Consider the following 12,748-nt stretch of genomic DNA (forward strand, 5'->3'; position numbering starts at 1 on the left):
TTGCGTTAAATTAAAGTGGGCTTGGGAAATACCAATGGCCTGGGCTCATTTTGATATAACCTTCCGCCCCGTACTGAAATGAGCGCCCCTTGAGCCAGTCATCTTTTAATTCGATCGCAAACTGCACATAGCGTCCTCCCCATGTGCGGTAATAGCTATCGACAAATTGACGGGCTCTGAGTATTTCTACATCATCGAGCGCCCCCTGAATAACAAACGTTACGCCCCCCTTATGATTCCTGCGGGAATAAGGTAACGCCTGCTGTTTTAGCCCCGCTTCCGCCTGGCCTGCGGCGGTAACATCGTCCATCAACGTGATGTTAACCGAATCCGCGTAAGGCATTAGCGCTCTCAGCTTTTGACTTAACACCTCGAGCTCTTTCTTGCTCATCGTGTTTCGCTGGCGGCTTAGCCAGAAAACGGGTTTACGCGGCTCATCGAAATGAAGCCGATAATAAGCCAGCTGCGGATAATAGGTATCCAGCCAGGTAGAGATACGCTTATTTTCTTCGTTTTCGTTAATCACTCGCGCATTTTTATCATAATCGCCCCTCGCTAAAACCTGACGAGCCCACAGCGTATCTCTTTCATTTTGCGCAGCGACATAGAGCATTTTGTCCCGTCCTGGCAACACCTGAAAGCGCTCCTTCTCCTGCCCCAATAACGAATCGAGCTCTGCGGCCTGCCGCTGCGGCGAGTTAAGTATCCATAACGTCCCCACCGTCCCAATTCCCAATATAAAAAACCCGGCCAGTGCTGCTACAATTCCGTTTTTAAAACGTGGCTCGTTCTTTTTTGCAGACGTTTCTAACTTCTCAGGCTGCTCGGGCACCCACGGCTCGCTTTCCGGGCGAATCAGGATAAGCAATTCACCGACCTGTATTGGCGTATTTAATTGCACCGAACGAGATTCAGAATTTCCTTCTTTCAGCTCATGGAGTATAATTTCGGTCGCATCCGTATCCACCTGGATTTCAAAATTTACTCCGCCATGGTCCAGCGGGATAAAAAAGCTATCGGCAGGTATATCAGGGAGTTGGCCTGAAGCAGTGAGCGCATCACTCTGACCTACCACAAAGAGTGTTCGGCCTGTCAGCAATGGAAACTCACAGCCGTTCAGTGAGCTGTTAAGTAATCGAACTATGTATGGCCCTGGGCTTGTTATCGTCTTCTCTTTTGATGTTTCCATATATACTGTTAGCGATGTCTGTCGTTCTCGATAGCAGCAGATTACCGCACAGGACACAGGGATTCCTGATGAAAATAGAATGAAAAGTGAGAAATAAAATCAATTTATTCTGTATAATGCGTCTCAACACATATTAAAAGAACCATCATCCCCATTGGGGCTTAAACTACTGTAGATAAATTACCCAAATTTGGGTTCTTTTGGTGTAACAATCAGACCATTGCCAACACACGCTAATAAAGAGCATTTACAACTCAGATTTTTTCAGTAGGATACCAGTAAGGAACATTAAAATAACATCAACAAAGGGATAATATGGAAAATGTAACCTTTGTAAGTAATAGTCATCAGCGTCCTGCCGCAGATAACTTACAGAAATTAAAATCACTTTTGACAAATACCCGGCAGCAAATTAAAAGTCAGACTCAGCAGGTTACCATCAAAAATCTTTATGTAAGCAGTTTCACTTTAGTTTGCTTTCGGAGCGGTAAACTGACGATTAGCAATAATCACGATACGATTTACTGTGACGAACCTGGGATGTTGGTGCTCAAAAAAGAGCAGGTAGTTAGCGTGACGCTTGAAGAAGTCAATGGCCATATGGATTTCGATATACTCGAGATACCGACGCAACGACTTGGCGCTCTCTATGCACTTATCCCAAACGAGCAGCAAACAAAAATGGCGGTACCCACAGAGAAAGCGCAGAAAATCTTCTATACGCCTGACTTTCCTGCCAGAAGAGAGGTATTTGAACATCTGAAAACGGCGTTCTCCTGTACGAAGGATACAAGCAAAGGTTGCAGTAACTGTAACAACAAGAGTTGTATTGAAAATGAAGAGTTAATTCCTTATTTTCTGCTGTTCCTGCTTACTGCTTTTCTCCGACTCCCGGAGAGTTATGAGATCATCCTTAGCTCGGCTCAGATAACGTTAAAGGAGCGCGTTTACAACATTATATCTTCGTCACCCAGTAGACAGTGGAAGCTTACGGATGTTGCCGATCATATATTTATGAGTACGTCAACGCTCAAACGGAAACTTGCAGAAGAAGGTACCAGCTTTAGCGACATCTACTTATCGGCAAGAATGAATCAGGCAGCAAAACTTTTACGCATAGGCAACCATAATGTTAATGCTGTAGCATTAAAATGTGGTTATGACAGCACGTCCTACTTCATTCAATGTTTCAAAAAATATTTTAAAACTACGCCATCGACATTCATAAAAATGGCGAACCATTAACATTTTTTGTATCTGTCATTCAAGTAAAGATTTTTATTAAAATTGTAATAATTTAAAATTCAGACTGCGCATTAACACGCTATATCAGAATGGGAGGCTATTCAATATCATTGTTCTGTCCGGAAGACAGCTTATACTGATATCTCTGGTAATTTAAAGTAAGGCTGATTATATAACACGATTTTTGTGAACTTGTCATCGCTATGATGACTAGTAAACCGATATTGCCTTATTCACAGCGTAAGAATTCGTCCAGATGACACTATCTCCTTCCGGCTTTAATCCTGTGGATTAAGGCCGGCATTTTATTCATATTTATACATCATCCGTTCCCTCTGAGAACTATTTGCCTGAACGGTCTACACCGAAACAGTCACGCTTGTTAGCTTTCTGCCAGGCATACCTCTTCTCTTCCTCCTGATATCGATATAATGCCTGGGGGCCAGCCTGAGGATGATACTGCTCATAACCCCCCTGCCTTTTTCACGCTATAGCTGAAGGGAGTAAAGAAAAGACGATATCATTATTTTGCAAAAAAATATAAAAATAAGCGCACCATTAAAAACAGTCTTTCATTTATATTTTGGCACCTAAGACAAATTACACTCTTAAACTTTCAACGAATGGTCATTTAGTGGAAATCTTCGAGAAAAATGGTTCTGATGGTGTAATTATCAGACCATTAACCATGAAGATATAATAAGCAGCATTTACACCCAAAAAAAATGCAGTAAGATAGCTACAAAACTAATCTCTATTGCAATGAGGCCAAGTTAAATATGTAAATATTTAGATGCCCGGCGCTGACTCTCTGCACCAGGATATACGACAGCGTCCATTCGATAATCACGGTTAGTTATAACAATATTATTACCAACATGTCAGTTATTTAAAGCACAGGCATAAGCTAAATAATCAAATGTTAAAAACATATAAACCCGAGCCCGTACAATATGACATTAAGCTCATAATAAAAGCTCAACCTGACCGTTAGTACTAACAGCAGAATTACTGAAACAGTAGATTCTATCCTAACGACTTGTATTAGCTATTATAACTTTTCACCCTGTAAGAGAATACACTATTATCATGCCACATTTTAATCCTGTTCCTGTATCGAATAAAAAATTCGTCTTTGATGATTTCATACTCAACATGGACGGCTCCCTGCTACGCTCAGAAAAGAAAGTCAATATTCCGCCAAAAGAATATGCCGTTCTGGTCATCCTGCTCGAAGCCGCCGGCGAGATTGTGAGTAAAAACACCTTACTGGACCAGGTATGGGGCGACGCGGAAGTTAACGAAGAATCTCTTACCCGCTGTATTTATGCCTTACGACGTATTCTGTCGGAAGATAAAGAGCATCGTTACATTGAAACACTGTACGGACAGGGCTATCGGTTTAATCGTCCGGTCGTAGTGGTGTCTCCGCCAGCGCCGCAACCTACGACTCATACATTGGCGATACTTCCTTTTCAGATGCAGGATCAGGTTCAATCCGAGAGTCTGCATTACTCTATCGTGAAGGGATTATCGCAGTATGCGCCCTTTGGCCTGAGCGTGCTACCGGTGACCATTACGAAGAACTGTCGCAGTGTTAAAGATATTCTTGAGCTCATGGATCAATTACGCCCCGATTATTATATCTCCGGGCAGATGATACCCGATGGCAATGATAATATTGTACAGATCGAGATAGTTCGGGTTAAAGGTTATCACCTGCTGCACCAGGAAAGCATTAAGTTGATAGAACACCAACCCGCTTCTCTCTTGCAAAACAAAATTGCTAATCTTTTGCTCAGATGTATTCCCGGGCTTCGCTGGGACACAAAGCAGGTTAGCGAGCTAAATTCGATTGACAGTACTATGGTTTACTTACGCGGTAAGCATGAGTTAAATCAATATACCCCCTATAGCTTACAGCAAGCGCTTAAATTGCTGACTCAATGCGTTAACATGTCGCCAAACAGCATTGCGCCTTACTGTGCGCTGGCAGAATGCTACCTCAGCATGGCGCAAATGGGGATTTTTGATAAACAAAACGCCATGATCAAAGCTAAAGAACATGCGATTAAGGCGACAGAGCTGGACCACAATAATCCACAAGCTTTAGGATTACTGGGGCTAATTAATACGATTCATTCAGAATACATCGTCGGGAGTTTGCTATTCAAACAAGCTAACTTACTTTCGCCCATCTCTGCAGATATTAAATATTATTATGGCTGGAATCTCTTCATGGCTGGTCAGTTGGAGGAGGCCTTACAAACGATTAATGAGTGTTTAAAATTGGATCCAACGCGTGCAGCCGCAGGGATCACTAAGCTGTGGATTACCTATTATCATACTGGTATTGATGATGCTATACGTTTAGGCGATGAATTACGCTCACAACACCTGCAGGATAATCCAATATTATTAAGTATGCAGGTTATGTTTCTTTCGCTTAAAGGTAAACATGAACTGGCACGAAAATTAACTAAAGAAATATCCACGCAGGAAATAACAGGGCTTATTGCTGTTAATCTTCTTTATGCTGAATACTGTCAGAATAGTGAGCGAGCCTTACCGACGATAAGAGAATTTCTGGAAAGTGAACAGCGTATAGATAATAATCCGGGATTATTACCGTTAGTGCTGGTTGCCCACGGCGAAGCTATTGCCGAGAAAATGTGGAATAAATTTAAAAACGAAGACAATATTTGGTTCAAAAGATGGAAACAGGATCCCCGCTTGATTAAATTACGGTAAAATCTGAGAGAGGAGATATGCATTATTTTTTTATCATCGTAATCTGGTTGCTTAGCATAAATACTGCATGGGCTGATTGCTGGCTTCAGGCTGAAAAAATGTTCAATATTGAATCCGAACTACTTTACGCTATCGCCCAGCAGGAATCGGCGATGAAACCAGGCGCCATTGGTTATAACCGAGATGGTTCAACCGATCTTGGCCTGATGCAAATTAACAGCTTCCATATGAAAAGGCTGAAAAAAATGGGGATTAGTGAAAAACAGTTGTTACAGGACCCCTGCATTTCTGTCATTGTGGGCGCATCCATTTTATCAGATATGATGAAAATCTACGGTTATAGCTGGGAGGCCGTTGGCGCTTATAATGCCGGGACGTCACCGAAACGATCGGATATAAGGAAGCGTTATGCTAAAAAAATTTGGGAGAATTACAGAAAATTAAAAGGGATGTCAGCAGAAGAGAAAAACAAAAGACTTTCTATCGCGGTAAACAAATAATTATACAGAAATAGCTTACTTTCAGATAGTTCTAAAAGTAAGCTATGTTTTTATCAGCTTGCCGTCGTCATAAGCAACTGGGCTTGCATTGCTTTTAGTTGTACAAACTGTGAGGCGTCTTCCAGCATTCTATTGTTCCGTGAATCCCGGAAATCTGCACGTACCTGCTCCAGATTACTATGAGGATTATCCTTAAGTACAAGAGCCGCCGCCATCGTTCCGGTTCTCCCCACTCCGCCCAGACAATGAATCATCGGTAAATGCTTATCTGATGAACTACGCCCCGGCGCGCCATTTTGGTTACTATTTTTCACCCTATCCGCCAGGTATTCTAACTGATCAGTAGACGGTAACGGCTGGTGATCTGGCCAATTTTTTACATGCAATACCGGGATTGTATACTGCTTTTCCCCGCAGGACAGGTGCATATTGTATTGGTCTATCGCTCCTCCCTGACTGGCTGAGCTCACTTTTTGGCTGTTGGTATGCACCTCGCCAAAAGTGTAGCTCCCTCTGAAATAGGGTGGTAATTGTTTTGCCTGCATCTGATCTTCCGACGTTAACACCACCAGGCACGAGCATTCTTTTTCAAGAAGCATTTTCATATGCGCTTCCAGCGCGTCCGGCGTATTTTTTGGGTACGAACCGGCTAATGCCACAGGCTTACCGTCAAAAGTTAACGTATTCACTGGCACAGGCATTCCATCGCTCAGTTTCACTTGGGTTTGCTGATTAATTGGAATGCTGCTGACCGCAAACCGTGCCAGGCCCAGTGTCGGTCCGCTCATCGTCTGTGGCATTGGCGCGCCGGCTTCTATTTTCTCAAGTTCAGCTGTAACGTTTTTCAGTTCTTTAGCAATAACGTGAATTTTTTTTACAGCCTGGGTTAATTCATGAGTAGAGGCTTTATCAATCCACCTCTCAACCACTCCCCCACAGGTTCCCCATTGTGAGAACCTGTCTGCTCCTATCTGAATATTTTTTAACGTTGTAACATAATCATTAAGTTGTTTAGCCTCTGGAATTTTATTTAAATTCTGTAAATTCGTCATTAATGAACGTAGCGGGCCGTTACCTGAAGCCATCTCCTGGAAGTTTTCTCGCAGGCTATTTCCATCCATTTGTTCCAGTTGCGGTATTGTTCTCTTAAGTCCTTTTAGCGCGATATCGAGTAAAGGTTGCTTACTTTCTGCTCCAATATCGTTATTTTTTTCTGCCACTTTTGTATCGCCGCCTTTTATGACTAAAGCGGCATTCATGACACCAACATTATCCTTGCTCTTAATAAGGTTTATAAACCCTTCGTCAGCAGCTTTTACACACTCCGTGATCTGCACTGCTAAACGTTGGGTAAGGGGTTTGTTCATATTTATACGGGACATTAACAGTGCGTTATTGACCGCTGTTTCCCCATATTTTTCCGTTAGTGCCTGGAGAAATGTTTGTAAAATTTTCTGATCCTGTCCCTTGATGTTTTCCGTATGTTTTTGCACCACTTCAGTGTTTTTAAATAACGGCATTTTTCCAAGCCAGGTTAATACTTTTGACGAAAATTTTTCAGGCGCAACATATGCCTTATCAGTATTTTCCTTAGCAATATAAAGTCGGGCATCATTCGACACACCAACTTTTGAAAAAGAAGACAACGTTAAATTATTCAATTTTCTCTCCTCATACTTTAGCATATTCCTGCAGTATGTTTTTGAGCGCTTCCTGCTGATTCACAAATGACTCAAGCTGCGATATAATATGGTAAGTATTTGTCAGATCGGTAATTGCATGTATAAACAACAACGTCTCTGCGGCCTCAATATACGCTAACGTACCTTCATTATTCGCAGCCAGTTCACCATTAATCACCATAATCTGCCGCCAGATAGAATCGCCACAAACAGGCGATAACGGTATAATCATACCGTTCAATAACCAGATATCATCTTTAGCTTCAATAGACGTAAAAATATCGCTATCGAGTAGTAATAAGCACTGATTGTTGTCGTCAAAAGTGAGCGGTAAACCCAATTTCTCACCAATATTAGCGATAATATCCTGGTGTGCTTGCAATTTACTTTCCTCTTGAATTATATCTTTTATAAGATTGCTTCTTCAAATTTAATCTGGTTACACAATGTCTTGATACTTTTTCGCGCCCATCGCCGGGCGCAATATTTCTCTCCTTTAATCCAGTAGAATAGCCATTCACTACGCATCGGAACACATATCAGCAGCTCCTTCGGATCATTTTCAACATGACGTAACTTGCCTTTAATAACAAAACGCGGACTGTCAGCAATATCATCATATATTGCAGCCATACCTGAACCGGGTACTACGTGTGTGATGATTTTCATAACAATTAATCTTGTTCAATTGTTGTCGAGCGAGAGAAAAATACTACACCCTGGACTCAAGACTTTTTTTAACAACACGGCATATATCTGCAAAGGTCGTCATATCAGGAAGATCGTTTTCATTGCAACTAATGTCAAACTCCTCACTAAGACCAAATACAATATCAATTAAATCCAATGAGTCAGCATAAAGATCCTCAACCAGATGGGTCTGACCATTGATACTATCAACATCAACGGCAATACAGGAGGTGATCACTTTTTTGACTCTTGCTTCAATATCCATATTCATCGCATCTTTCCCGGTTAATTAACGCTGCATGTGCAAGCCATCAACGGTAGTAATAACCCGATCCACGCCAGGTTTATTCAGGTATGACTCGTAAGCCGGGCCAGCTCGCCAGCTACCGTCTCCGATAAGGCCGTCCAGCACATTACTTAACACATAGTCAGTTTCCCCTTTTTGCCTGGTCAACCCCGCCTCTCTGGCAAACTGCAATGCAATCTCAGCCAGTTTTTCTTTTTGTGGATGATGAGTAATGACCTCTTTAAGCGTATCCATTTTCGCTTTCAATTCTGGGTGCTTGTCAATATCGCTACATTGCGCTTTCAACGCTGCACTCTTTATCGTGTCATTGGGTAATATTTCCCCACGCAAGCCGTCAAACGCTCTGCGTACAGGGAACGGTGTGGAGGTATCCGGCTCCAGGGCTTTACGTATCACACCCAAAAACGCCTCACGGGCGTTGAAATGTATTGAATGCATATTCGTAACGCTCGGTACTGTTGAGAGGAAACTATTTTGCTTAAACTTCAAACCAGAAAATGGGCCAGTCTTATCTGTCTGGCTATTATCATTATCGGTCGTACCGGCTTTATTACCTGTAATTACCGTCGAGTCTGATTGTAAGGTATCGATTTTAACATTCTCGACGCCAGCCAGTTGACTGGCAAGCGGCTTCACATTCACAATCTCTGCCGTCTGGCTTTGCTGTTTATTATCATCAACGCCGTGCACCGTGGCCTGTACCGGCTTGCCGATAATGCTCTTGCTGGTTACGCCATCGACTTCATCAAAAGAGGGGGTTTCACCCGTAGTGCCCTTTTCTGACGTGACCACCTTTCCATTTTTACTTTCGGATGAAGAGTTGGTCACAGCCTCTGCCGTCGCATGAGCCGTGACGTCAATTTTACCCGCGATGCCATGGTCAATTGCCCCTGTGCTGGCGCTGTGTGCCGTCTCCGTTTGATGCGTAGTCGAATCCACACGCGAATGACTATGACTTACGTTACTGCTGTTAGTCGAATGGTGTGACTCGCCATGGCGTTGGCTGTTATCAATAAATGTTCGGCTATTATCAATCGTCTTCCGGCTATGATCATGGTTGCTATTATCGATATGGCGCTGGCTATTATCGACATGGCTTCGGCTATTGTTAATATGCTTACTGTTATCCACGCTATGGTTACTGCTATCAATATTAATATTGATATTAATACCCGTAGGTTCTGCTTTTTTCCCACCATCAGGTACTGGTCCAGCCGCAGGTTCCGGAATTTTAGGGTCGGGCAGTTTATCTGCAGGAATTTGTGCAAAAACATTACGTAGCAGCAGGGGTATCAACGTTTGCATTTCAAGGTGCCGGGCTTCCCGTCCTACGCTGGTACCCTGCTCTTGCGTTAATTTTTGGTGGCACATATCAAGCGCCTCAACCGCCTTCGCCGCCGCTTTGTCAACAAGGTGCGTAAGATTGCTGCGGGTTAACGGATCTAACGTACAGCCAAAGTTATGTTCAATGCAGCTGGCAATATAGGGCATCACCTCCTGCATAACAAGATTCGTCGATAATTTACTTAATTCACCGCCAGTGTTATTTTTGATGATATCTAACAGCTGTTTTTCCAGGTTTTCCAGCTTCGCTTCCGCTTTCTTTGTTTCTGGCAGCCATGGTCCAAAAGCTGACTTTTCTTTCAGGCCATCTTTTATGATTTGCGCGGTATACTCTGCCCCCACCTTCATTAGTAGCGTCTTCGCCTCAGGAGAATCACTGGTGGCGTTGAGCGCTGAACGAAAGAGCCCGGCAAATTCCATTATCGCTTTCTTACCGGCGACATTATTTGAATTGGTAAAAACTTCTTTTAACGCCTCGGCGTCTTTCCCGCATGCAAACAATGCATCCAGACTCGCCTGTTTGATCAGCGCGGGAAAACCTTCCAGTTGCGGGCCTTTAATTTCCCCTGACAGCGTCGCTGTGGCACTTTCTCTGACTGCGGAAAGATTCGCCGCAAGATTCGTGGCCTGCGTTTTGATCTCGGTCTGCATACCTGGCATCATGACGGGGGGCTGAGTTCTTACACTTGTAACCATTATTAATATCCTCTTCTGTTATCCTTGCAGGAAGCTTTTGGCGGTTTCCAGGCTGCTACTTATCGTACTGCTCAGCACTTTTACCAGGTTGTCGTACAATGAATTGGCATTGCTATATTTTTGCGTCAGCGTCTGTAATGTGGTTTTCAGATTTTCTTCCTGTGCTTTAAAACCCGACTGCCAGGCTTGATATTTGGCGTTATCCAGTTCAAGGGCTGAACCCGATCCTATTCCATTAAGATCGCTAACCATTTTGCTCAGTGGCCCCGTATCCACCAGTACGACATAACCAGAACCAGACGCCTTTAGACAGCTGGCCGGTAAATTCAATTCTTTAATCCACTGCTCAGCTTCCGCTTTCGTTGCTGTTGTCACTCCGCTGCCAGTTTGCGAGGGAAATAAAATCGTATTTTTATTTATTTGAGTGTATTTATTAATTAAACTACTTATTTCACTTTTAAGTGAGTCAACATTTAGCTTAATGGTATTTCCATCCTTACCAGGCGATAACCAGCCTCCCATTTTGGAAAGAATATCACTGAAGGCCTGATAAAAATCGGTATAGACTGCGACAACGTTTTCATAAACGCCCAGATAGCTGTCACCTATCGCCGATATATTTTGGGAAACCATATCCCAAATCTCAGCATCAGAAATGGTTGTTCTCGGTTGCGCCATAGGCGAAGCGCTAAATAAGGCCGACGTCGGCGCAGAAAACGCGCTCCGCAGGTTCTCATTTTGTTCTGCGGATAATGACACGCCAGACTTCGCCAGAGCATTCAGGCTGCTGGTCAACTGTTGGCGCGCCAGCGTGCGCTCGTCATTATTCTCTTCAGAGATCGGTGGCGTTGACTGCAGCGTCTGCTGTGCCTGCTGGATTTTAGTAGCCGCCTGCGATAATGAAATGATATCTGTGCCGCGATGTTCTGTGGTAGACGGTACCACGGCAGTCTCGACGTGCTCGCTCGCCGAGGGAGTCTGCGGCCGTTCGGCAACGATCCCCGGATGAGGAGAAGCGGAATAATTTTGAATATTAAGCATAATATCCCCAGTTCGCCATCAGGAGCGCGATTAAATCACCCCCATGATGGCGTATAGATGACCTTTCAGATTAAGCGCGAATATTGCCTGCGATAGCAGCAAGTGCGGATGCTTTCGACTGGTTAATGCTCTCCATTGTTTTCAGCATTTCCTGAATCAGGCTGGTCGATTTACGTGAACTTTCACGGGCTTCGTCCGATGCGGTGCTGGCAACACGGTTATTCACCTGGCTAATTTGCTGCTCGGAACGTTCCTGAGTAGCGGCGTACTGCCCGGACGCCCCTGCAATACCACCGACCGTGACCGAGTTCTTCATAATCAGATCGCCCGTCATCTGCATCTTGCGCGCATCGATTCGGGTCATATCCATGGTATTCTGCTCAAGACGAATATCGGATTCGACAGACTCAAGACGTTTCGACAGAATAGCCTGATGTTCAGGGGAGATTTGTTTATTACTGTCTTTAATACCCAGACTTTCCGTGGCGCTGGTTCCGGCATTAGATTTAAGCGTCGCTTCATTAAGATTTTTCGTCGCATCGGTACCGGTTTTCTTCATATTTAACGATTTCAGAGAATCGACGCCTTCAGCACCGAGTTTGACGCTATTCTGCCCGTTCAGCACGTTTTTAATACTGTGGCTTTCAGTGGTCAGTTTATCGATCTTCGCGGCATTATGTTTAAGCGCGCCTCTTTCATTCTGCAGCCCCTTATATTCCAGTTTGGCGCCCACGCCAGTGATCCCCAACTGAAGCGCGCTCTGGGAAATACTACCGGACAACGAATTCATCCCTTCGCGCATCATGGAGCTTGCCGTCGTTTTAGCTGCATCAAAACTGACTAATGACAACTTACCAGACAGTTTGCTATCAGCCTGGTTCAACGTCAGCATTAACGTATTCGCGGCAGCCAACAGCGCAACGGCACTGGAAGACATCCCGCTAATATCAAAAAACTTTCCGACTTCTGCCTGCTGCTCGCGTAACTGGGTTTGTACAACCTCATTCGCTTTAGTCGTGACATTATTTGCCAGGGCATTCAAATCCTGATTCATGTCGGTATTTTGAATACTGGCTTTTAAAAAGGACGTGATCGTTCCGGGGGTTTGCGTTAATACCCCTGGCGCAGGCGCGCTCAGCGTAGGACTCAACCCCAGGTCACTGACTTTACTGCTGCTAATACCAATACTATTCAGAATATCTTTAGCGCTAACGGATTGCGAAGCTGTCTGTGAACTATTCTCAACAGAATGATTATTTAAATAAGCGGCGGGATTTACTCCCACATTACTAATTAACATATT

General features: G+C 43.8%; 11 protein-coding genes. 3 read left to right on the forward strand and 8 right to left on the reverse strand.

Annotated features, from left to right (window positions below; all coding sequences use genetic code 11):
* Positions 1–10: 10 nt before the first annotated feature.
* On the reverse strand, positions 11–1,189 hold the full coding sequence (gene prgH, locus ACLJRE_RS00865) for a type III secretion system inner membrane ring protein PrgH (RefSeq protein ID WP_000450196.1): 1,179 nt from the start codon (positions 1,187–1,189) through the stop codon (positions 11–13).
* 315 nt (positions 1,190–1,504) lie between these two features.
* On the opposite strand from prgH, the gene hilD reads away from it, so the two are divergent.
* The 3 genes from hilD (at position 1,505) to iagB (ending at position 5,685) form a co-directional block, all read left to right on the forward strand.
* A complete protein-coding gene (hilD, locus tag ACLJRE_RS00870) occupies positions 1,505–2,434 on the forward strand; it encodes a transcriptional regulator HilD (protein WP_000432701.1) in 930 nt (309 codons plus the stop codon).
* A 1,089-nt stretch (positions 2,435–3,523) separates the two neighbouring features.
* On the forward strand, positions 3,524–5,185 hold the full coding sequence (gene hilA / locus ACLJRE_RS00875) for a transcriptional regulator HilA (protein ID WP_001120090.1): 1,662 nt from the start codon (positions 3,524–3,526) through the stop codon (positions 5,183–5,185).
* Between the two features lie 17 nt (positions 5,186–5,202).
* On the forward strand, positions 5,203–5,685 hold the full coding sequence (iagB, locus tag ACLJRE_RS00880; protein ID WP_000558932.1) for an SPI-1 type III secretion system invasion protein IagB: 483 nt from the start codon (positions 5,203–5,205) through the stop codon (positions 5,683–5,685).
* Positions 5,686–5,738: 53 nt separating this feature from the next.
* On the opposite strand, the gene sptP is transcribed toward iagB, so the two are convergent.
* From sptP to sipC, 7 genes are all read right to left on the reverse strand, one after another.
* A complete protein-coding gene (gene sptP, locus ACLJRE_RS00885) occupies positions 5,739–7,370 on the reverse strand; it encodes an SPI-1 type III secretion system effector GTPase-activating protein SptP (protein WP_023212173.1) in 1,632 nt (543 codons plus the stop codon).
* Positions 7,357–7,749: a chaperone SicP gene (gene sicP, locus ACLJRE_RS00890; RefSeq protein ID WP_001147854.1), complete on the reverse strand. Its 393-nt coding sequence runs from the start codon at positions 7,747–7,749 to the stop codon at positions 7,357–7,359. The genes sptP and sicP overlap by 14 nt, the downstream gene beginning before the upstream one ends.
* Positions 7,750–7,775: 26 nt before the next feature.
* Positions 7,776–8,036 carry a hypothetical protein gene (locus tag ACLJRE_RS00895; protein WP_000692251.1) on the reverse strand — a complete coding sequence of 87 codons (261 nt, stop codon included), beginning with the start codon at positions 8,034–8,036 and terminating at the stop codon, positions 7,776–7,778.
* A 43-nt stretch (positions 8,037–8,079) separates the two neighbouring features.
* Entirely contained in the window at positions 8,080–8,328 is a 249-nt protein-coding gene (locus tag ACLJRE_RS00900; RefSeq protein WP_001055579.1) for an acyl carrier protein, read from the reverse strand.
* Between the two features lie 18 nt (positions 8,329–8,346).
* Positions 8,347–10,404, reverse strand: coding sequence for an SPI-1 type III secretion system effector SipA (gene sipA / locus ACLJRE_RS00905; RefSeq protein WP_000258828.1), 2,058 nt, complete (start codon positions 10,402–10,404; stop codon positions 8,347–8,349).
* Between the two features lie 18 nt (positions 10,405–10,422).
* Complete coding sequence (gene sipD / locus ACLJRE_RS00910) at positions 10,423–11,445, reverse strand: SPI-1 type III secretion system needle tip complex protein SipD (protein ID WP_023212174.1); 1,023 nt, start codon at positions 11,443–11,445, stop codon at positions 10,423–10,425.
* 70 nt (positions 11,446–11,515) lie between these two features.
* Positions 11,516–12,745 carry an SPI-1 type III secretion system needle tip complex protein SipC gene (gene sipC, locus ACLJRE_RS00915; RefSeq protein ID WP_023212175.1) on the reverse strand — a complete coding sequence of 410 codons (1,230 nt, stop codon included), beginning with the start codon at positions 12,743–12,745 and terminating at the stop codon, positions 11,516–11,518.
* Positions 12,746–12,748: the final 3 nt, after the last annotated feature.

This window comes from Salmonella sp. SAL04157 (assembly GCF_046551635.1).
Classification (GTDB): Bacteria; Pseudomonadota; Gammaproteobacteria; order Enterobacterales; family Enterobacteriaceae; genus Salmonella; species Salmonella enterica.

What these genes read in the sequence shown, in the direction of transcription:
- hilA (WP_001120090.1), top strand. Translation starts at nt 3,524, where the DNA reads ATGCCACATTTTAATCCTGTTCCTGTATCGAATAAAAAATTCGTCTTT.
- sipC (WP_023212175.1), bottom strand. Translation starts at nt 12,745, where the DNA reads ATGTTAATTAGTAATGTGGGAGTAAATCCCGCCGCTTATTTAAATAAT.
- sipD (WP_023212174.1), bottom strand. Translation starts at nt 11,445, where the DNA reads ATGCTTAATATTCAAAATTATTCCGCTTCTCCTCATCCGGGGATCGTT.
- ACLJRE_RS00900 (WP_001055579.1), bottom strand. Translation starts at nt 8,328, where the DNA reads ATGAATATGGATATTGAAGCAAGAGTCAAAAAAGTGATCACCTCCTGT.
- iagB (WP_000558932.1), top strand. Translation starts at nt 5,203, where the DNA reads ATGCATTATTTTTTTATCATCGTAATCTGGTTGCTTAGCATAAATACT.
- sipA (WP_000258828.1), bottom strand. Translation starts at nt 10,404, where the DNA reads ATGGTTACAAGTGTAAGAACTCAGCCCCCCGTCATGATGCCAGGTATG.
- hilD (WP_000432701.1), top strand. Translation starts at nt 1,505, where the DNA reads ATGGAAAATGTAACCTTTGTAAGTAATAGTCATCAGCGTCCTGCCGCA.
- prgH (WP_000450196.1), bottom strand. Translation starts at nt 1,189, where the DNA reads ATGGAAACATCAAAAGAGAAGACGATAACAAGCCCAGGGCCATACATA.
- ACLJRE_RS00895 (WP_000692251.1), bottom strand. Translation starts at nt 8,036, where the DNA reads ATGAAAATCATCACACACGTAGTACCCGGTTCAGGTATGGCTGCAATA.
- sptP (WP_023212173.1), bottom strand. Translation starts at nt 7,370, where the DNA reads ATGCTAAAGTATGAGGAGAGAAAATTGAATAATTTAACGTTGTCTTCT.